The following is a 20,505-nucleotide window of genomic DNA, read 5'->3' as shown; positions in this document are numbered from 1 at the left end:
ATTCCCGTGTCAGCCCAACTCGTGCCTTACGACAGCCTCAGCCCTTTGCAGCGTGAGCAAGTCGAGTCGATTGAAATCCATCCCGAGCAGATCAAGTTCTCCGGCGACATCCACGGTGCCCTGCACACCCTGCTGTCGAAACCCGGCCCCGGCGTGAAAGGTTTTGCCCTGCTGGCGGACGACGTACCGGTGGCGTTTCTGCTGCTCAAGCGCCCGCCGGTATTGCCCGACTGGGCCGACGAACACAGCGCCACGTTGCATGCGCTGCAGGTCGATCGGCGCGCGCAGGGCAAGGGTTACGGCAAGGCCTGTCTGCAAGCACTGCCCACCGTCGCGCTTGGAGCCTGGCCGGAAATCAAAGGGCTGGAGCTGTCGGTAGACGCCGACAACGAAGCGGCCATCGCGCTGTACGCCAAACACGGCTACGTCGACAGCGGCGAAGCCTACAAGGGCCGAATCGGTTACGAGCGGCGTATGGGGCTGTTTTTCTAGATCGTAGAGGGATGCACGATGATCGATTCAATCGAAGCACTGGAAGCTATTTACGGATTGCCCCACGAACGTGCGGTGCGCAAGCAGATCGGCTTTCTCAACGAGGATTATCAGGCGATGGTGCGCCTGTCACCGCTCGTGATTGTCAGCTCGGTGGGGACCGATGGCCTCGATAACTCGCCGCGCGGTGATGCGCCGGGATTTGTTCGGATCATTGATCAAAACACGTTGGCCCTGCCGGATCGCCCGGGCAACAACCGCATCGATACCTTGCGCAATGTGCTGCACGATCCGCGAGTGTCGCTGCTGTTCATCATTCCCGGGATCGGCGAGACTTTGCGGGTCAATGGCACCGCCACAATCAGCGCTGATCCAGCGTTGCTGGAGAGTTTTGCAGTAAATGGCAAACCGGCGAAAACGGTGCTGCTGGTGACGGTGGAAGCGGCGTTCTTCCATTGTTCGAAAGCGTTTGTGCGCTCGGATGCGTGGAATCCCGAAACGCACCTGCCGCGCTCGGCCCTGCCATCTGCTGGCGCGTTCCACAAGCGGCTGAATGACGGCCAGTTCGACGCCGAAACCTACGACCGGGAAGCGCCGAAACGGGTGCGCGATACCCTCTACTAAACGCGGAACTCAAAACGCCACAACCCCCTGTGGGAGCGAGCCTGCTCGCGAAAGCGTCATATCTGTCAACAAATTGGTTGGCTGACACGGCCTCTTCGCGAGCAGGCTCGCTCCCACAGTTTTGATTGAGGCTTAGAGAGTGAGGATCATCTCGTGCCACGCCATGCCGCCGTGGTCGGACTCGGACGGCTTGATGTAGGCAAATCCGAACCCGGCATACAGCGCAATGTGCTGCTCTTTGCACATCAGATGAATTGTCGCTTTGTCCAAGGCGCGCATGCGCTCGACGAATTCGGCGAGCAGGCGCTTGGCCAGGCCCAGCCCTTGGTAATCCGGGTGCACCACCACCGACATGATCACCACGTTCGGGCCTTTCGGGTCGTGGCCGATCAGTTCCTTGAAGGCCTCGTCGGACATCTGCACGTCGAACGCCGCGCCGGAATTGATGAAACCGGCGACCACGCTGTCCACCTCGGCGACGATGAAGCCGTCCGGCCAGGTGGCGATGCGCGTGGCGATCTTCTCGCGGGTGGCGGCTTCGTCGCCTTCGTAGGCGACGGTTTCGATGGCGTAGCAGCGCTCGAGGTCGGCGGCGCTGACGTTGCGGATCACGGTGTTCATGGCAGCTCTGAAATCTGTGGAAACAAGGCCTGCCAGCATAATGCAGAACCACCGGGGCGGACATGCTCCGCCTCGATTGTTACGCCGCTCAGGCCTTGATCGGCAGCCAGATTTCCAGGGTGCCGGTATTGAATTTCGGGTTGTAATCCTCGCTGTAGCGCTCGAACTCCGGCGCGTCCGCCGCTTCGTGGCCGGACTGCGGCAGCCAAGTGTTCCAGATGTACTGGAAGGTGTCAGGGAGTTGCGCCAGTGATCCCTTGTGCTCAAACACCGCATATTTCTGCGGCTGGATTTCAACCCAGCGGTACTTTTCCGGCAGGTCGTCGAGCTTGTCGATCTGCACCCCGGCGATGTATTCGAAACCGCTCTCGCCGTCCGCATTGCAGCAAACGCCGTAGGTCACTTCGTTGACTTGCGCGGGGATTTTTCCCAAGTGCGGGATCAGTTTTTCCCACAACGCGGGAATGTCTTCGGTGGTCTCCTGAGTGAATCGCCCGCCGAAACCGGCAATCAGCAGAAATTGCCCGTGTTCGAAGCGAGGCTCGGTTATCTCGACGCGTTGTTGTTCATCCATGACGCGACTCCTCAGAACGCAAAAGTGGATTCGGCTGGGAGTATAGAAAGCCCGACCCGTTTCGCACGTTCACAGCGAGTGCAACTGCTCGACGGCACCTGAACCGACAAACTCGTTGTAGCCGGAAACGATCACGTACACCGCGAAATAACAGAAGATCGCCGCCGATGCCAGATAGGAGTAGCGCAGAAGCTTGTCGCCCAGCAGTTTGCCGCCGTGGCTCGCAGCGAAGCACAGACCGGCCGACCACAGCAGCCCGGCGCAGAGAAAACCACCGAGAAACAGCGCCGAACTCAACGGACCACCGCCACCGGACCGGGCGATCAACGTACCGCCGACGGCAGCAAACCAGAGAATCGCACTCGGCGATGACATGGCTAGAAAGATCCCCCGGAAAAACTCCTTGCGATGGGAGTTCTGCCCCACTTCCGCCGTTTCCGCCAGCAGCGCTTCGTGGTGAATCGCCGAGTAAATCATCTTCGCCGCGAAGTAGATCAGCAGCGCCGAACCGCCAATCCACAGGACCCAGCGCACGGTTTCGTACTGGAGCAAAACGGTCATGCCGGCCAGCGCCAGCACCGCGTAGATCAGGTCGCCGACACAAGTTCCCAGGCCCAGGGCGAAGCCCTGATAGTAGCCGCGCTGCATGGCCAGGGTGATCATCGCGATGTTGGCTACGCCGATATCCAGGCACAGCGAAAGGCTCAGCAAGAAGCCGCTGGTGAATTCCATTGACCGATTTCCCTTGAAAAAAATGTTTACAACCGCGCTGGACAGTATGCCATCACTGCCCTTATCTTCCGCCACAGGTCACCGCAGTGACCAGCGTCGCTCGGACGGTTCCGGGCGCTTACGTTATCCGAGGCAACAATGGCCGAACAAGGTTCGCCGCGCCGCTTTGCGCGCATAGATCGACTCCCCCCTTACGTTTTCAACATCACCGCCGAGCTGAAAATGGCCGCTCGCCGCCGTGGTGAAGACATCATCGACCTGAGCATGGGCAATCCCGACGGCGCCACGCCGCCGCACATTGTCGAAAAACTGGTGCAGGTCGCCCAACGTGAGGACACCCACGGTTACTCGACGTCCAAAGGCATTCCGCGCCTGCGCCGGGCGATTTCCAACTGGTACAAGCAGCGCTACGAAATCGATATCGACCCGGAAAGCGAAGCCATCGTCACCATCGGTTCCAAGGAAGGCTTGGCGCATCTGATGCTGGCGACCCTGGATCAGGGCGACACCGTGCTGGTGCCGAACCCGAGCTATCCGATTCACATCTACGGTGCGGTGATCGCTGGCGCTCAAGTGCGTTCGGTGCCGTTGGTGCCGGGGGTGGATTTCTTCGATGAGCTGGAGCGCGCCATCCGTGGTTCGATCCCCAAGCCGAAAATGATGATTCTTGGCTTCCCGTCGAACCCGACCGCGCAGTGCGTGGAGCTGGATTTCTTCGAGCGAGTGATCGCCCTGGCCAAGCAATACGACGTGTTGGTCATCCACGACCTGGCTTACGCCGACATCGTTTACGACGGCTGGAAAGCGCCGTCGATCATGCAGGTGCCGGGGGCCAAGGACATTGCGGTGGAGTTTTTCACCCTGTCCAAGAGCTACAACATGGCCGGCTGGCGCATCGGTTTCATGGTCGGCAACCCGGAACTGGTCAGCGCCCTGGCGCGGATCAAGAGCTACCACGACTACGGCACCTTCACCCCGCTGCAAGTGGCGGCGATTGCCGCGCTGGAAGGCGATCAACAGTGCGTGCGCGACATCGCCGAGCAGTATCGCCAGCGTCGCAACGTGCTGGTCAAGGGCCTGCATGAACTGGGCTGGATGGTCGAGAATCCGAAAGCGTCGATGTACGTCTGGGCGAAGATTCCCGAGGCGTATGCACATCTGGGTTCGCTGGAGTTCGCCAAGAAACTGCTGGCCGAGGCCAAGGTCTGCGTCTCGCCGGGGGTGGGCTTTGGCGAGTACGGCGATGACCACGTGCGCTTCGCGCTGATCGAAAACCAGGATCGGATTCGCCAGGCCGTGCGCGGGATTCGCGGGATGTTTCGGGCGGATGGCTTCAATCCGAAATCCCCTGCCTGACACCTGTCCCCTGTGGGAGCGAGCCTGCTCGCGAAAGCGGTGGGTCAGTCAGCATAGATGCAGCTGACACGACGCCTTCGCGAGCAGGCTCGCTCCCACAATGGCTTTCAGTGAACCGTGAAATCAGGACACAAAAAAACCGCATCGCTGCGGTTTTTTTGTGCCTGCAAAGCGTCGCTTATACGAACAGCGACAACAGCAGGATGAAGCCCAGGCCCACCACCGACAGAATGGTTTCCATCGCGGTCCAGGTCTTGAAGGTTTCGGCCACGGTCATGTTGAAGTACTGCTTGACCAGCCAGAAACCGGCGTCGTTGACGTGGGACAGGATCAACGAACCCGCGCCAGTGGCCAGCACCAGCAGCTCACGGTTGACGCCCGGAATCATGCCGACAACCGGCACCACAATGCCAGCGCCAGTGATGGTCGCCACAGTGGCCGAACCGGTCGCGATACGAATTACCGCCGCCACCAGCCACGCCAGCAGGATCGGCGAGATCTGCGCGCTGACCGCCATGTGGCCGATCACGTCACCCACGCCGCTGGTCACCAGCATCTGCTTGAAGCCACCGCCCGCACCAATGATCAGGATGATCGCAGCGGTTGGCGCCAGACTCGCGTCGAGCCACTTGAGCATCTGGTTGGAACCGATGCCCTGCTTGTAGCCGAAGGTGTACAGCGACAGCAACAGCGCCAGCAGCAATGCCGAGATAGGGTGACCGATCATGTCCATCCAGATGCGGAAGAAGTTGCCGTCCGGCAGCGCCACGTCAGCGAAGGTTTTCAGCAGCATCAGGAACACCGGCAACAGCACGGTGACCAGAGTAATGCTGAAGCTCGGCAGGTTGGCCGAATCGTTTTCGCGGGCCAGTTGATCGACCAGTTCCTGATTCGGGTGACCGGGAATGTGCTTGGCGATGAAGGTACCGAAGATCGGACCAGCAATGATTGCAGTCGGCAGCGCGACGATCAGACCGTAGAGGATGGTCTTGCCGATGTCAGCGCCAAACACGCCGATGGCCAGCAGCGGACCCGGGTGCGGCGGCACCAGACCGTGCACCGCAGAGAGGCCGGCGAGCAGCGGAATACCGATCTTGATGATCGACACACCGGTACGACGGGCAACGATGAACACCAGCGGAATCAGCAGCACGAAGCCGATTTCGAAGAACAGCGGGATGCCCACCAGGAACGCGGCGAACATCATTGCCCACTGGACTTTGTCCTTGCCGAAGGCGCGGATCAGGGTCTGGGCGATCTGATCGGCGCCGCCGGATTCGGCCATCATTTTGCCGAGCATGGTGCCCAGGGCAAGGATGATGCCGACAAAACCGAGCACGCCACCAAAGCCGTCCTGGAACGCCTTGATGATGGTGTTGATCGGCATGCCGGAAGTCAGGCCGAGGAAAGCGGCGGCGATGGTCAGGGCTATGAACGGGTGAATCTTGAATTTGGTGATCAGGATAATCAGGCCGATTACCGTGACCACCGCATCGAGCAGCAGGAACGTCTCGTGGGACATGCCAAACATGGGGGGTGTCTCCTGGATTGTTGTTGTTATTAAAGCGGGTTGAACAGAAGTCGGGAGGACAGCGCTGTCTTTTTCAACATACTCATACCGCCTGTTTCAAACCGTTGGCCTGCCACCAGACGTGAGCCTGCAGGGCCAGCTCTTCGACGCTGTGAATCGAGGCATTGAGCGGCAGAGTCAGCGGCTCGCCCTTTGGCGATTCGAGGGTGGCGAACTGGCTTTCGATCAACGTCGCCGGCATGAAGTGGCCCGGGCGGTGCGATACGCGCTCGGCGGCGACTTCCGGGGTCAATTCAAGAAACACGAAACCCAGGCCCGGCAAGGCACTGCGCAGACGTTCGCGATAGCTGTGTTTAAGGGCCGAGCAGGTCAACACCGGGCGCTGGCCTTGGGCATCGACGCGACGCAGTTCATCGCACAGGCTGTCGAGCCAGCCAGCGCGGTCTTCGTCGTTCAGGGGGATCCCCGCGCTCATCTTTTCGATGTTCGCGGCCGGATGAAAAGTATCGCCTTCAATGGCAGTGGCGCCGCTCAATTGGCACAGGGCCTGGCTGACGCACGTCTTGCCGCAACCGGCAACGCCCATGATGACCAGGGCGGTGATGGGATGACTCATATAACACCTCAGCGCGCAGACAGCGCTACCTTTGCTAGCTATGACTCTAGTGCACAGGCAGAAGTTGCCGACGCCTTCTTGTCGTTTTTTTGGGTTGCAGCAGGTTTGTTCCCGACGCCAAAGAGCACAGATCAGGCAGGACCGCGCTCACGCATTTGCAGCTGCATCAGGACAGCGCTACCTTAGTGCCTTGATTTTTGTTTGGCAAGCCGCCCGATGACCTCCCCCAAGAACGATAAAAATACCCGCACCACCGGCCGTCCGACCCTCAACGAAGTAGCCCGCCTGGCCGGCGTCAGCCCGATCACTGCCTCGCGCGCGTTGCGCGGGGTGAGCACGGTAGCCACCGAACTGGTGGAAAAAGTGCAGAAAGCCGCGCTCGAACTCAACTATGTGGTCAACCCCGCCGCCCGTGCTTTGGCCTCGGCGCAGAGCCATTCGGTTGTCGTACTGGTGCCATCGCTGTCCAACCTGCTGTTCATCGACACGCTGGAAGCCATTCATCGGGTGCTGACGCCCAAGGGCTTCGAAGTGCTGATCGGCAACTTTCACTATTCGCGCGATGAAGAAGAAAACCTGCTGCGCAACTACATGGCCTATCAGCCGCGCGGCTTTTTGCTGACCGGGTTTGATCGCACGGAAAGTTCGCGGCGGATGATCGAGGCCAGCAACATTCCCTGCGTGTACATGATGGAGCTGGACAGCGCCGCCGGAGTCAATTGCGTGGGTTTCTCGCAGTTGAGCGCCGGGGAAACTGCCGCCGAACACCTTCTGTCTCGCGGACGCAAGCGCTTGGCCTACATTGGTGCGCAGCTGGATCAGCGCACGTTGTTGCGCGGTGAAGGCTTCCGCAAGGCGTTGCAGAAGGCGGGCCGCTACGACCCGGATCTGGAAGTGCTGACGCCACGTGCTTCGTCAGTGGGCTTGGGTGGCGAGTTGTTCCTGCAATTGCTGGCGGCGCATCCGGATGTTGATGCGATTTTCTTCGGCAACGATGACCTGGCCCAAGGCGCGCTGCTGGAAGCCTTGCGTAACGGCATCAAGATTCCCGAGCAAGTGGCGATTCTCGGTTTCAACGATTTGCCGATGTCCGAACACATGGTGCCGCGCCTGAGCAGCATCAATACCCCCCGTGAGGCAATAGGCCGGCGCGCGGCGGAGCAGATGCTGACGTTGATGGCGGGCAACAAGGTAGCGCGACCGGTGGAGGACATGGGGTTTGAGCTGAAGGTGCGCGAGAGTACCTGACCCTTCACAAATGCTGAGTTGAAACACAACCCTTGTGGGAGCGAGCCTGCTCGCGAAAGCGGTGGGTCAGTCAGCATTGATGCAGCTGACACGACGCCTTCGCGAGCAGGCTCGCTCCCACAGGGGATCTCTATCAAATTCAATGGCTGAGCAGGTCAACCAGGGCCTGCGCGCCCTTCTGCAAGGGCTGGCTCTTGAGCCACACCGCGTGCACCGGCAGCACCAGGCCATTTTCGATGTTGCGAAAATTCAGCCGTTTCAAGCGTCCGGCCTCCAGCCACGGCTGTACCACCGACAGCGGAAAATTACCCCAGCCCAACCCCGCTTCGACCATCTCCATTGCCGTCTCGAGATTGTCCGTACGCCAGTAGGATTCAGCCACCAACGGTCGCGTTTCGCTGATCGGCAAGTCACGGCTGGCGACGATGATCTGCCGCACCTGCACCAGATCCTCAAGAAACACATCCCGCCCCTGCAACAACGGGCTGTCCGCCGCCAGCGTGGCGATCATGCGTTCGCTGCCGACAAACTGAAACCGCTCCAGCGCATTCACGCTCAAACCGGCGAACGCCAGACACACGCTGACCCTGCCAGTGTGCAACATCGCCAGCACATCATCCTGCGGCGCAGTCAGCACTTCGATGTCGAGCAACGGATGCCGCTCGGCAATCACCTTGATCGCTGCCAGCAAGCGCCGTCGATCGATGTCCGCGACCACGCCGACCGACAATCTGCTTTCCAGTCCCAACGACAGCTCCACCGCGTGCACTTGCAGCTGCTTGAGCTGCTCGGCGATCAGTCGCGCGTGCGGCACCAGTGACTGCGCCATCGCCGTGGGTAGCGGCTCGCGATGACTGCGGTCGAACAACGGGTAACCGAGTTCGGCCTCAAGATTGGCAATGCCCATGCTCACCGCCGACGGCACCTTGCCCAATTGCCGGGCAGCGGCGGAAAACGAGCCGCGCTCGATGACCGCGAGAAACAATTCGATGCTGTCGCTGTTGAAATTCAACCCGCCCACCTATCAATAAAACTGAAAGCTACCGACTTTTTCTGTCAGGTCTATTGAAGCTATCTTTCGCCGCCTTCGCCAGCCCTGCTGGCCAACATTAGCCAAGAAAGAGGCAAATCTGCATGCAAGGCGTGAAACGCAAACTGGTCTATGTGTCGCTCTATGAAGTGATCGGCATGACCTTCTCGGCCCTCGGTCTGGCCCTGTTGTCGGGCACTTCGCCGGGCAGCACAGGACCACTGGCAGTGATCATCACCAGCATCGCCGTGACCTGGAATTTCATTTACACCTCGTTGTTCGAGCGCTGGGAAAGTCGCCAGGTCTCGCGCACCCGTACGGTCAAACGACGTATCGCCCACGCCGTCGGCTTTCAACTGACGCTGATCGTGTTCCTGATTCCGTTGATTGCGTGGTGGATGAACATCAGTCTGGTGCAGGCGTTCCTGCTGGATCTGGCTCTAATCATTTTCATCCCATGCTACACGTTTGCGTTCAACTGGTTGTTTGACCGGATTTTCGGTTTGCCAACGTCGGCACTGCCCGACTCAGCAACAAGCGCGTGACGCGCCAGTAACATATTGATCGCGATGTTGACCATTGGCTGATTCGGCCCGCGCACGCGCAATCTGGCGTTGGAGAATATTGCGCATCGCTGAAGGCCAAAACAGGACCCAACTGTGGGAGCGAGCCTGCTCGCGAAGGCGTCGTGTCAGACAAGCATGTTCTAGCTGACAAAACGCTTTCGCGAGCAGGCTCGCTCCCACATTGGGTATTGGTGATGTTGAAACAGCTCAATTCAATTGAAGGGTCTCATTGAACTGGCTGATCGCATCCACCACATGCCGCGACCCTTGCTGAATTTCCAGAATCACCTCGCCCGCCTCGTTCGCCAGTTCCACGCCCAGCCCGGTGCGGCTCAGGCTCGATTGCATGCTCGACACCGCACTCAGCGACAAGTCGTGGTTCTTGCGTACCACATCGACAATTTCCAGCGTCGCCTGACTGGTTCGCGCGGCGAGGCTGCGCACCTCATCGGCAACCACCGCGAAACCGCGTCCATGTTCACCGGCCCGCGCCGCTTCGATCGCTGCGTTGAGCGCCAGGAGGTTGGTCTGGTCGGCAATGCCGCGAATGGTCTGGACGATGGTGCCGATGATGTCCGACTGTTTGCTTACCGCATCGATGCTCACCGCGGCTTCGTTCAGGTCGCGGGAAATGTCCTGAATGATCTGCACGGTCTGCTGCACCACCTGTGAGCCTTTTTGCGCGCAGGCGTCGTTTTGTACCGAGGTGCTGTGGGCCGATTCCGCAGCGTTTTGCAGGGTGGTCATTTGCCGGGTGATGTCGCTGGCGAACTTGACCACTTTGTACAAGCGGCCCTTGGCATCGAACAGCGGGTTGTACGAGGCTTCCAGGTAAACCATCTGCCCGGACTTGTTCTTGCGCTCGAAGCGGTGCGAGTGATATTCGCCGCGATTGAGCGAAGCCCAGAATGCCTTGTACTGCGCAGATTCCGCTTCGGCGCGGTGACAGAACAGGCTGTGGTGCTGGCCGACAATTTCAGGGTGCGCGTACTGCATGGTCTGCAGAAAGTTGTCGTTGGCACGGATGACATGGCCTTCGGGGGTGAACTCGATCACCGCCATGGAACGGCCGATCGCCGCCAGCATGGCTTCTTCTTCATGTTCTTTGTTGATGCGTGCGGTGATGTCCGCCGCAACCTTGATGACACTTCTGACCTGTTTGTCTGGCCCGAACACCGGCATGTAACTGGCTTCGAGCCAGATCTCGCGGCCGCTCTTGTTCAGGCGCAGAAAAGTGCCGCTGAGCGGTTCACCACGGGCCAGGTCGCGCCACAACTTCGCGTAGTCCTCGCTGCGATAAAAGCTTTCTTCGCAGAAGATCCGATGGTGTTTGCCGCGCACTTCATCGGCGCTGTAGCCCATGGTCTTGCAGAAGTTCTCGTTGGCGTCGAGAACGATGCCGTCCGGAGTGAACTCGATCATCGCCATCGAGCGGCTGATCGCTTCGATTTTCGCGTTGGCCTCAGTCAGCGCACAACTGAAACGCTCGATTTCCCGCAGGTCAGCCTTGTGATGTAGGTTGAACATGGTTGTATCACCTTCCGCGCGTTCTTTTGATTTGATGAAAGTTCAGGTCTTGCAAGATCCATCACTACGTTCCACAGAACAGGCACACGCCTTCCTCCACGGGAGGAAGTTGTCAGGTGATAAATGATGATCAATCGGAGGGTTCGTGCAGCGACGCTCTGATCAAGACATCCTTTTCTTGATAGCCCGCAAGCGGGCCAGCCCTAACGCGTAGAAGAACTTCCATTTAGATGACGCTCCTTGTTGGTTCAGTGTCGGTGCCTTGGGTTGCGCACTCTGGCAGCATGAATCACGGACCAACCGGTGCCGTCGGCCGGTTGGCATGACGGTCGACATGGTTAGTTACCTGCAAGCATAGCCAGCCCGACGCCGGGCGCAAGGCCACTAGTCGGCCAGTATCTGGCATTTTTTGCACAAGAAACGGTTCAGCGCGGGGAACGGCGTGGTGAGAACGGACGTTTTCGCCAGCGAAGCGGAAGCCCGCGAACCGGGCTCCCGTAGGGTTTGCTCAATGGCCGAAGATGTCGACCTTCTTGGCTTTCTTCTCGGCGCGTTTTTCAATCGCAGTCTTGGCCGGCTTCTTCTTCGCGGCTTTCTTTGAATCCATACCTTTGGACATGATCGATACTCCACTCACAGGGGATGTGAGTTCAGGTATACACCTATCCCGAAGCGCGCGTTCTTTTATAATCGGCGCTTTTCGCAGCGACAGCCCGAACCATGTCCGATATCCACTACAGCCAGCTCGACGAATCGTTGTGGCCACTGATGAACAAGTTCTACCGCAGCCACCAGTCGTCGATGAAAGCCGTGCGCGAGGCGCAGTTGTGGGTGGCAAGGCGCGGTGAAATCGTTGCGGCGCTGTGTTTGCGTCCGGTAGCGGGCGGGCATTGGCTGACGGGGTTGTTTGTTGATCCGGGGTGTCGCGAGCAGGGAATTGCTGCGCAACTGATCGCGGCGGCGGTTGCTAAGGTGGACGAGCCGGTGTGGCTGTTCTGCCATCCGGATCTGCGCGGGTTTTATGAGCGGCGTGGGTTCAGTTTCGATCCGCTGCTGCCGCAGGCGATGGCCGAGCGGTTGAGTCGGTACGCGCGGAGCAAGCCGATGATTGCGATGGGGCTTAATCCCGCAGATTTACGCTGAAACCCTGTGGGAGCGAGCCTGCTCGCGAATGCGGTGTGTCAGCGCCGAATTGGGTTCTGATACTCCGCGTTCGCGAGCAGGCTCGCTCCCACAGGTATTATGGTGTTCTGACAATCATTCGTCAGCGTTGGGATCAAGGTCCGGGAACAGCACTTCGGTAAAGCCGAACTTGCTGAAATCGGTAATCCGTGACGGGTAAAGCCGGCCGATCAGGTGATCGCATTCATGCTGCACCACTCGCGCATGAAACCCCGAGGCCACGCGCACGATCGGCTCGCCCTTGGGATCAAAGCCTTCGTAGCGAATCTGCTGATAGCGCTCCACCGCACCGCGCAGGCCCGGCACCGACAGACAGCCTTCGAAGCCCTCTTCCATCAACGGATTCAACGGCGTGATCAGCGGATTGATCAGGATCGTCTGCGGCACTGCTTCAGCATCCGGGTAACGCTCGCTGTGTTCGAAGCCGAAGATCACCAGTTGCAGGTCGACGCCGATCTGCGGCGCCGCGAGGCCAACGCCGCCGACGCTTTCCATGGTCTGGAACATGTCGTCGATCAGTTGCCACAGCTCGGCGCTGTTGAACATCTCAGGCGGTACCGGCGCGGCGATGCGCAACAGGCGCTCATCACCCATTTTCAGAATTTCACGAATCATGGTCGGGCTTCATCAGTGTCCGGCTTGAGCGAGTGATCGCGGCCCAGGCCGGAGACGTGTTGTTTGGTGGATTCGTCGGGCTCGCCAGGGGCTTTTTCGCCCTTGTCCTTGCCTTCGGCGGACATGTGCTCGATCACCGCATTCATTTCTGCGCCGAGCAACAGCACCGCGGCGGAAATGTAGAAATACAGCAACAGCACGATGATCGCCCCGATGCTGCCATACATCGCGTTGTAGTTGGCGAAGGTTTTTACGTAGAAGGCAAAGCCCAGTGAAGCGAGAATCCACACCACCACGGCCAGCACCGAACCTGGGGTGATAAAACGGAAGTCCTGTTTGACGTCAGGCATCACGTAATAGATCAGCGCTACCGCGACCATCATCAGAATCACGATCACCGGCCAGCGCGCGATAGTCCACACCGTGACGATGAAGTCTTCCAGCCCCACTTGTGCGGCGATCCAGCCCATCACCTGCGGCCCGAGCACCATCAGCGCCGCGGCAATCAGCAGCATGCCGGCAATGCCGACGGTGTAGACGATCGACAAGGGGAAACGCTTCCACACCGGTCGGCCTTCGACCACGTCGTAAGCGGCGTTCATCGCGCTCATCATCAGGCGCACGCCGGCGGACGCGGTGTACAGGGCAATCACGATACCGATGGACAGCAGGCCACCCTTGGATTGCTGCAACTGATCGATCACCGGATTGACCTGCTCCAGCGCCTGCGGCGGCAGCACCAGTTCAGATTGCAGGCGCAGCCAGGAGAAAAAGTCCGGCAGGTGCAGGAAACCGATCAGGGCGATCAGGAAAAGAATGAACGGGAAGAGCGAGAACAGCATCTGGTAGGCCAGCGCCGAGGCGTAGGTCGACATTTCGTCATCGACGAATTCAGTGACCGTGCGCACCATCACCCGGTGCAGGGGCAGACCTTTCATGTCCGGGAATATCATTCGCGTCTCCTTGCGCCGCAAAAGGTTGAAGTCGTGGCGACTCAGGGGCCGTTTTTTACCTCAAGGTAGCCTAGTTGACGAGCCTTTGGCGGATGACCGCAGGGTTCTGATACAAAAACGGCCATCCTTGGATGGCCGCTCGTGTGATTCGTTCAAGGCTCGCTTACGCCTTGTCGACGCCTTTTTTCACAGCGTCCTTGGCGTTGCCGACCGCTTGCTGGGCTTCGCCTTTTTTCTCTTGAACTTTGCCTTCCGCGCGCAGCTTGTCGTTGTCAGTAGCTTTGCCGACGCCTTGCTTGACGTTGCCGACGGCTTCGTTGGCCATGCCTTTTACTTTATCGCCTGTGCTACTCATGGTGTTTCTCCGTGAAGCATAAAGGGAAGAAAAGTCATTACGTAACGATTGACCGGTGCGCTTTGCGCCGAGTTTCATTTATTTTGCCAGCATTTCGTCGTGGCATGCAGGTTGCGCTTTATGTTTGCCGGCGTTGCCCCGAGAATGCTCAGCCTACGGGCGCTGAGCCCGGCACACCGATTCGCAGGAATGTCATGAAGCTCAATAAAACCCAGGCCATCGCCCGTCGCAACCAGGAACTGGGCGGCGCCGTGCTCGGCACCAACAACTGCCACTTCGCCGAACTGAACCGTAACCGCAACATCTGGTGGTTCGACCTGCCGGTGTCGCGCTTGGCCATCGGTCAGTACGAGTGGATTCACTTGCTGCTGCACACCCCGGCCACCGATGAGTTGCTGCACCTGAAAGTGCCGACGGTGTTCCTGCGCGAAAAGCTCGAAGGCCTGGTGATTCGCAACGAAGGCAAACGCAAGGCGGCGCTGAGCCTGGAATTGAGCGCGGACAAGGATTCGTATCTGCAGGACATGCGTCCGGCGGGGACCAATGTGAATTTTGCGCCGTTTCGCCAGTAGTATCGGCGGCGCGGCCCGTTCCCCTCACCCTGGCCCTCTCCCAGAGGGAGAGGGGACTGACCGAGTTGCTCTCGCGGAATATGCCGACCTGAAATATCCAGCCGAACTCAAGATCCGAATTATCCCTGATCGGCTCCCTCTCCCTCTGGGAGAGGGCTGGGGTGAGGGGCAGTCTCGAAGCATGACTCAAGCCCTACTCCGCACCAACAAAAAGCCCCGCATCTGCGGGGCTTTTTATTTACGCGGCAGACTTGGCCTTGATCTTCTTCAGTTCTTCATCTCGCAATTCGCGGCGCAGGATCTTGCCGACGTTGGTGGTCGGCAGCGCATCGCGGAACTCCACCGAACGCGGCACTTTGTAGCCGGTAACGTTGGCGCGCATGTGGTCCATGACCTGTTCTTTGGTCAGGGTCACTCCCGGTTTGGCGACGATGAAAATCTTGATCGCCTCACCCGACTTCTCGTCCGGCACGCCGATCGCCGCGCACTGCAATACGCCCGGCAAAGTCGCCAGCACGTCTTCCAGTTCGTTCGGATAGACGTTGAAGCCAGACACCAGAATCATGTCCTTCTTGCGATCGACAATGCGCATGTAGCCGTCCGGCTGGATCAGCGCGATGTCACCGGTTTTCAGCCAGCCGTCGCTGTCGAGCATTTCATCGGTGGCTTCCTGACGCTGCCAGTAACCCTTCATCACTTGCGGGCCCTTGACGCACAGCTCGCCGATTTCGCCCAGCGGCTGCTCGACACCGGCATCGTCGATGACTTTGCACAGGGTCGACGGCACCGGAATGCCGATGGTGCCGATCTGGATGTGCTGGATCGGGTTGACCGTGGCCACCGGGCTGGTTTCGGTCATGCCGTAGCCTTCGCAGATGGCGCAACCGGTCACGGCTTTCCAGCGCTCGGCCGCCGCCAGTTGCAGGGCCATGCCGCCGGACAGGGTGACTTTCAGCGCGGAGAAATCCAGCTTGCGGAAACCTTCGTTGTTGCACAGCGCCACGAACAACGTGTTGAGGCCGACGAAACCGCTGAACTTCCACTTCGACAGTTCCTTGACCATCGCCGGCAGGTCACGCGGGTTGCTGATCAGGATGTTGTGGTTGCCGATCAGCATCATCGCCATGCAATGAAAGGTGAACGCATAGATGTGATACAGCGGCAGCGGCGTGATCAGGATCTCGCAGCCTTCGTTGAGGTTGGAGCCCATCAGCGCCTTGCATTGCAGCATGTTGGCGACCAGGTTGCGGTGCGTCAGCATCGCGCCCTTGGCCACGCCGGTGGTACCGCCGGTGTATTGCAGCACCGCGACATCGCCGCTGTCCGGATTGGCTTCGGCCACTGGCTGGCCGTGGCCCTTGCTCAGGACGTCGTTGAATTTGATGGCTTTGGGCAAGTGATAGGCCGGGACCATTTTCTTCACGTACTTGATGACGCTGTTGATCAGCAGACGCTTGATCGGCGGCAGCAAGTCGGCGACTTCGGTGACGATGACGTGCTTGACGCCGGTCTTCGGCACCACGGCTTCGGCCAGGTGCGCCATGTTCGCCAGGCACACCAGGGCTTTGGCGCCGGAGTCGTTGAATTGGTGTTCCATTTCCCGCGCGGTGTACAGCGGGTTGGTGTTGACCACGATCAGCCCGGCGCGAATGGCACCGAAGACCGCGACCGGGTACTGGAGGACGTTGGGCAGTTGCACGGCGATTCGATCACCGGGCTGCAAGTCGGTATGCTGTTGCAGATACGCGGCAAAGGCACCGGACAGCTCGTACAGCTCACCGTAGGTGATTGTCTTGCCCAGGTTGCTGAAAGCCGGTTTGTTGGCGAAGCGTTGGCAGGATTGCTTCAACACTGCCTGAATGTTCGGATACTCGTCTGGATTGATCTCGGCTGCGATTCCAGCCGGGTACTTATCCTTCCAAAAGTCTTCGATCATGGAAGCCCACTCCTCAGCAACGCGAATTCTTCACCGCATTTGATGCGATTATTATTGGTGTGTGTTTTGTATTGGTGAATCCGGCGTTTTACAGGCCGAGAAGTCACAAAGCGCGCCGAGAGTAGCAGCTTTGCCAAGGGTCGACCAGAGCCAAAAGAGGCCCCTACAGTCATATTTTTGACTCAAGACTTGCCAGCGGTCATTTTAGAGCAAAAATCCTATAACTCCCCAAAACCCCCGAATTCAGCGGGCACAAAAGATTCGCGAGCAGGCTCGCTCTCACAGAAAACATCGATACCTGTGGGAGCGAGCCTGCTCGCGAATGTCACGCGCGCTGCGGTTCAGGCCTAGGCGATATCCCGCAACTCGCGCCGCAGAATTTTCCCTACAGGCGTCATCGGCAACGACTCACGCAACACGATGTGTTTCGGCACCTTGTAGGCCGTGAAGTTTTCTTTGCAGTAGGCCTTCAGCTCTTCCAGGCTGACCCCGCTCTCCCGCGCTACCACAAACAGCTTCACCGCCTCTCCCGAACGCTCGTCCGGCACGCCGATGACCGCGCAGTTGGCGACTTTCGGGTGGGCCATGACCACGTCTTCGATTTCGTTGGGGTACACGTTGAAGCCGGAGACGATGATCATGTCCTTCTTGCGATCGACGATGCGCACGAAACCGTCCGGGTCGATCACGGCGATATCGCCAGACTTGAACCAGCCCTCGGCATCCAGCACTTCGGCGGTGGCTTCGGGTTTGTTCCAGTAACCCTTCATGATCTGCGGGCCTTTGATGCACAGCTCGCCGCGCTCGCCCAGCGGCTGTTCGACGCCGTCATCGTTGATGATTTTCACCAGCGTGCCCGGCACCGGCAAGCCGACAGTGCCCAGCCGCGACTGATCGCCGTAAGGGTTGGTGCAGGCCACTGGCGAAGTTTCGGTCAGGCCGTAGCCTTCGGTGATACGGCAACCGGTCATCTGCTCCCAGCGCTCGGCGGTGGCCTTGACCAGCGCGGTGCCGCCGGAGTTGGTCAGCTTCAGGCTGGAGAAATCCAGGGTCTTGAAATCCGGGTGGTCCATCAGCGCAACGAACAAGGTGTTCAGACCCAGCAGCGCCGAGAAGCGCCAGTTTTTCAGTTCCTTGATGAAGCCGGCAATGTCGCGCGGATTGGAGATCAGCACGTTGTGGTTGCCCGAGACCATCATGCACATGCAATTCGCGGTGAAGGCATAGATGTGGTACAGCGGCAGCGGCGCGATCATCACCTCCTGGCCTTCGCGCAACAGAGGTTGACCGTCCGGGCCGAGCTGAGCCAGACACGCGCGCACCTGCTGCATGTTCGCCACCAGATTGCCGTGGGTGAGCATCGCGCCCTTGGCCAGGCCGGTGGTGCCGCCGGTGTATTGCAGCACGGCGATGTCGTCGAGGCCGACGTTCAGCGGCTTGATACCCTGACCGCGGCCCATGCGCAGCGCGCTTTTGAACGAGGTGGCTTGCGGCAGCGAATACTCGGGAACCAGTTTCTTCACTTTGCTGACCACGGTGTTGACCAGCCAGCCTTTGGCGGTGGGCATCAGGTCGCCCATCTTCGCTTCGATCAAATATTGGATGTCGGTGTCGGGCAACACTTCCTGGACTTTCTGCCCGAACAGATTCAGGTAGACCAGCGCGCGTGCGCCGGAATCCTTGAACTGGTGGCGCATTTCCCGCGGTGTGTACAGCGGGTTGGTGTTGACCACGATCAGCCCGGCGCGCAGCGCGCCGAACACGGCAATCGGATAATGCAGAACGTTGGGCATCTGCACCGCAATGCGATCCCCCGGCACCAGATCGGTATGGGCCTGCAGATAACCGGCGAACGCCGCGCTCTGGCGTTCGAGTTCGGCGTAGGTCAGGGTGATGCCCATGCTGCTGAACGCCGGGCGGTCGGCGAATTTCTTGCAGGAACGCTCAAACACTTCGATGACCGACTTGAATTCACCCATGTCGATGTCCAGCGGTACGCCGGCCGGGCGCTTGTCATTCCAGAAATCAGGTTGCATTGTTCTTGTCCTCTTTACCTGAGCCGATCCGGGAGCCGCTTTCTGTCGTTTCTGCTTCGTCCATTGAAGGCGAAAAGCACAAAGCGGAGCTTCACGGACACTAGCAGCTATGGCCATTGAGGCAAATATGACGCAAGCCCTCATTGATCCCGTGAATCTTCCTGCCATGGCGTGAGCTGATCAGACGCGCTATACACTGTGGCGATGCTGAGCAAAGGAATCGCCATGACACACGACACCTTCTGGCTGGACGCGAATGACCGCAGCCGCCTGTACGTCAACCGCTGGCTGCCGGCCACGCCATTGAAAGCGGTGGTTCTGCTGGCCCATGGCATGGCCGAACACAGTGCTCGCTACGCCCGCCTCGCCGACACGTTTTGCGACAAAGACTATGGCGTCTACGCCCCGGATCTGCGCGGCCATGGCCGCACAGCCGACAACGGCACCCTCGGCCACTTCGCCGATGACGATGGCTGGTGCAAGGTCGTCGGCGATCTGGCCAGCCTCAACCAGCACATCGGCCAGCAACACCCCGGCGTGCCGATCATCCTGCTCGGCCACAGCATGGGCAGCTACATCGCCCAGGCCTATCTGCTGCATCACAGCGCCAGTCTGCACGGGGCGATTCTCAGCGGCTCGAATTTCCAGCCAGTGGCGCTGTATCGCGCTGCGCGGCAGATTGCCCGGCTGGAAAAACTGCGTCAGGGCGGCAAGGGCCGCAGTGCGTTGATCGAGTGGCTGTCGTTCGGCTCGTTCAACAATAGATTCAAACCGGTGCGCACCCGTTTCGACTGGCTGAGCCGCGACCCGGCGGAGGTCGACAAGTACGCCGCCGACCCGTTGTGTGGCTTTCGCTGTACCAATCAGTTCTGGATCGACCTGCTCGGCGGCTTGCAGCAAATCAGCAAAGCGTCCAATCTCGCGCAGATCGATCCGGGCCTGCCACTGCTGGTGATTGGCGGCGAATGTGATCCGGTGAGCGAGGGCAAGCGTCTGACAGATCTGGCCAATGCCTTGCGCAGGGCCGGCAGCCAGCATCTGCAACTGAAGATCTACCCGCAGGCCCGGCACGAATTGTTCAATGAAAGCAATCGCGACGAAGTGACTACCGATGTGCTCGCCTGGATCGACCAGGCCCTGAGCCACCGGCGCCCGCAGCGTAGCGAATAATTTTTTGTGGATTCACTGAAATCCGTCACAGGAATCGAAACCGATGACCCAGGTTACCAACATCCCTTACGAAGCCCTTGAAGTCGGCCAGACCGCCAGCTACAGCAAGACTGTCGAAGAGCGCGACATTCAGCTGTTCGCCGCGATGTCGGGCGACCACAACCCGGTGCACCTGGACGCCGAGTTTGCCGCCGCCAGCATGTTCAAGGAGCGCATCGCCCACGGCATGTTCAGCGGTGCGCTGATCAGCGCAGCGGTGGCCTGTGAATTGCCTGGGCCGGGCACCATTTATATCGGCCAGCAGATGAGCTTTCAGAAGCCGGTGAAGATCGGCGACACGCTGACGGTGCGCCTGGAAATTCTGGAGAAACTGCCGAAATTCCGCGTGCGCATTGCCACTCGCGTGTTCAATCAGCGTGATGAGTTGGTGGTGGATGGCGAGGCGGAGATTCTCGCGCCGCGTAAACAGCAGACGGTAACGTTGCCGACTTTGCCGGCGATCAGTATTGGCTGATGATTGGGAAGTGTCAGGTAGATTGCTACCCCCTCACCCCAGCCCTCTCCCCCAAGGGGGCGAGGAGGAAAGGGAGCTGATCTGCATCGGATTCAAATCCTGCGCTCGGCGCGGGCGATCTTCAAGACCTTCCAGAACCAGAGTTCAACTCAGATCGCTCAAGTCGGCGTAACTCCGGCATTCACCTCGGTCAGTCCCCTCTCCCTCCGGGAGAGGGCTAGGGTGAGGGGCTTTTCCTGCGGGCACAAAAAAACG

20 protein-coding genes and 2 pseudogenes are annotated in these 20,505 nt (G+C 59.4%); 9 read left to right on the top strand and 13 right to left on the bottom strand.

The window, feature by feature from the left end; all coding sequences use genetic code 11:
* The first annotated feature begins 6 nt into the window (after positions 1-6).
* Positions 7-492 carry a GNAT family N-acetyltransferase gene (locus ND528_RS12770; protein ID WP_137213974.1) on the top strand — a complete coding sequence of 162 codons (486 nt, stop codon included), beginning with the start codon at positions 7-9 and terminating at the stop codon, positions 490-492.
* An 18-nt stretch (positions 493-510) separates the two neighbouring features.
* Positions 511-1,116, top strand: a complete 606-nt coding sequence (locus ND528_RS12765) for a pyridoxamine 5'-phosphate oxidase family protein (RefSeq protein WP_212616957.1) — start codon at positions 511-513, stop codon at positions 1,114-1,116.
* 132 nt (positions 1,117-1,248) lie between these two features.
* On the opposite strand, the gene ND528_RS12760 is transcribed toward ND528_RS12765, so the two are convergent.
* From ND528_RS12760 to ND528_RS12750, 3 genes are all read right to left on the bottom strand, one after another.
* Positions 1,249-1,737 (bottom strand): GNAT family N-acetyltransferase, encoded by a 489-nt coding sequence (locus ND528_RS12760; protein WP_263470463.1) that lies wholly within the window; start codon positions 1,735-1,737, stop codon positions 1,249-1,251.
* 88 nt (positions 1,738-1,825) lie between these two features.
* A complete protein-coding gene (locus ND528_RS12755) occupies positions 1,826-2,311 on the bottom strand; it encodes a GyrI-like domain-containing protein (protein ID WP_263470462.1) in 486 nt (161 codons plus the stop codon).
* A 69-nt stretch (positions 2,312-2,380) separates the two neighbouring features.
* Entirely contained in the window at positions 2,381-3,043 is a 663-nt protein-coding gene (locus ND528_RS12750) for a LysE family translocator (protein WP_263470461.1), read from the bottom strand.
* A gap of 138 nt (positions 3,044-3,181) precedes the next feature.
* Between ND528_RS12750 and alaC the strand changes: the two genes are divergently transcribed.
* A complete protein-coding gene (gene alaC / locus ND528_RS12745; RefSeq protein WP_263470460.1) occupies positions 3,182-4,399 on the top strand; it encodes an alanine transaminase in 1,218 nt (405 codons plus the stop codon).
* Between the two features lie 178 nt (positions 4,400-4,577).
* On the opposite strand, the gene ND528_RS12740 is transcribed toward alaC, so the two are convergent.
* Both ND528_RS12740 and ND528_RS12735 read right to left on the bottom strand, forming a co-directional pair.
* Positions 4,578-5,930 carry a GntP family permease gene (locus ND528_RS12740; protein WP_016773551.1) on the bottom strand — a complete coding sequence of 451 codons (1,353 nt, stop codon included), beginning with the start codon at positions 5,928-5,930 and terminating at the stop codon, positions 4,578-4,580.
* Positions 5,931-6,012: 82 nt separating this feature from the next.
* Positions 6,013-6,546, bottom strand: a complete 534-nt coding sequence (locus ND528_RS12735) for a gluconokinase (protein WP_016773550.1) — start codon at positions 6,544-6,546, stop codon at positions 6,013-6,015.
* Between the two features lie 216 nt (positions 6,547-6,762).
* Here ND528_RS12735 and gntR point away from each other — a divergent pair, with 216 nt between their 5' ends.
* The gene (gntR, locus tag ND528_RS12730) at positions 6,763-7,794 is read left to right on the top strand and encodes an HTH-type transcriptional regulator GntR (RefSeq protein WP_024014046.1); all 1,032 of its coding nucleotides are present in this window, start codon (positions 6,763-6,765) and stop codon (positions 7,792-7,794) included.
* Between the two features lie 139 nt (positions 7,795-7,933).
* Here the strand turns inward: gntR and ND528_RS12725 are convergent, their stop codons facing one another.
* Positions 7,934-8,806 (bottom strand): LysR family transcriptional regulator, encoded by an 873-nt coding sequence (locus ND528_RS12725; protein ID WP_263470459.1) that lies wholly within the window; start codon positions 8,804-8,806, stop codon positions 7,934-7,936.
* 122 nt (positions 8,807-8,928) lie between these two features.
* Between ND528_RS12725 and ND528_RS12720 the strand changes: the two genes are divergently transcribed.
* Entirely contained in the window at positions 8,929-9,369 is a 441-nt protein-coding gene (locus tag ND528_RS12720) for a PACE efflux transporter (RefSeq protein ID WP_263470458.1), read from the top strand.
* 228 nt (positions 9,370-9,597) lie between these two features.
* Here the strand turns inward: ND528_RS12720 and ND528_RS28410 are convergent.
* Positions 9,598-10,023 (bottom strand): annotated as a pseudogene (locus ND528_RS28410) (methyl-accepting chemotaxis protein); the annotation flags it as partial.
* Between the two features lie 120 nt (positions 10,024-10,143).
* Positions 10,144-10,812, bottom strand: a pseudogene (locus tag ND528_RS28405) (PAS domain-containing protein); the annotation flags it as partial.
* Positions 10,813-11,637: 825 nt separating this feature from the next.
* Here ND528_RS28405 and ND528_RS12705 point away from each other — a divergent pair.
* The gene (locus tag ND528_RS12705) at positions 11,638-12,060 is read left to right on the top strand and encodes a GNAT family N-acetyltransferase (RefSeq protein WP_137214182.1); all 423 of its coding nucleotides are present in this window, start codon (positions 11,638-11,640) and stop codon (positions 12,058-12,060) included.
* 114 nt (positions 12,061-12,174) lie between these two features.
* On the opposite strand, the gene def is transcribed toward ND528_RS12705, so the two are convergent.
* The 3 genes from def to ND528_RS12690 form a co-directional block, all read right to left on the bottom strand.
* Complete coding sequence (gene def, locus ND528_RS12700; protein ID WP_130910672.1) at positions 12,175-12,714, bottom strand: peptide deformylase; 540 nt, start codon at positions 12,712-12,714, stop codon at positions 12,175-12,177.
* Positions 12,711-13,667, bottom strand: coding sequence for a YihY/virulence factor BrkB family protein (locus ND528_RS12695; RefSeq protein WP_137213982.1), 957 nt, complete (start codon positions 13,665-13,667; stop codon positions 12,711-12,713). Before ND528_RS12695 ends, def begins: the two co-directional genes overlap by 4 nt.
* A 163-nt stretch (positions 13,668-13,830) precedes the next feature.
* The gene (locus ND528_RS12690) at positions 13,831-14,022 is read right to left on the bottom strand and encodes a CsbD family protein (protein ID WP_042607250.1); all 192 of its coding nucleotides are present in this window, start codon (positions 14,020-14,022) and stop codon (positions 13,831-13,833) included.
* Between the two features lie 194 nt (positions 14,023-14,216).
* On the opposite strand from ND528_RS12690, the gene ND528_RS12685 reads away from it, so the two are divergent.
* Entirely contained in the window at positions 14,217-14,594 is a 378-nt protein-coding gene (locus tag ND528_RS12685) for a hypothetical protein (RefSeq protein ID WP_016775519.1), read from the top strand.
* Between the two features lie 238 nt (positions 14,595-14,832).
* On the opposite strand, the gene fadD1 is transcribed toward ND528_RS12685, so the two are convergent.
* Together fadD1 and fadD2 are read right to left on the bottom strand one after the other, a co-directional pair.
* On the bottom strand, positions 14,833-16,530 hold the full coding sequence (fadD1, locus tag ND528_RS12680; RefSeq protein ID WP_024014053.1) for a long-chain-fatty-acid--CoA ligase FadD1: 1,698 nt from the start codon (positions 16,528-16,530) through the stop codon (positions 14,833-14,835).
* Between the two features lie 347 nt (positions 16,531-16,877).
* Positions 16,878-18,566 (bottom strand): long-chain-fatty-acid--CoA ligase FadD2, encoded by a 1,689-nt coding sequence (fadD2, locus tag ND528_RS12675; protein WP_263470457.1) that lies wholly within the window; start codon positions 18,564-18,566, stop codon positions 16,878-16,880.
* A 225-nt stretch (positions 18,567-18,791) separates the two neighbouring features.
* On the opposite strand from fadD2, the gene ND528_RS12670 reads away from it, so the two are divergent.
* Entirely contained in the window at positions 18,792-19,736 is a 945-nt protein-coding gene (locus ND528_RS12670; RefSeq protein ID WP_263470456.1) for an alpha/beta hydrolase, read from the top strand.
* Positions 19,737-19,779: 43 nt separating this feature from the next.
* Entirely contained in the window at positions 19,780-20,250 is a 471-nt protein-coding gene (locus ND528_RS12665) for a MaoC family dehydratase (RefSeq protein ID WP_003227420.1), read from the top strand.
* Positions 20,251-20,505: the final 255 nt, after the last annotated feature.

The sequence above is a fragment of the Pseudomonas mercuritolerans genome, from assembly GCF_025706525.1.
Classification (GTDB): Bacteria; Pseudomonadota; Gammaproteobacteria; order Pseudomonadales; family Pseudomonadaceae; genus Aquipseudomonas; species Aquipseudomonas mercuritolerans.
The sequence above is the reverse complement of the archived record's forward strand: the minus strand, read 5'-3'. Positions and strand labels throughout refer to the sequence as shown.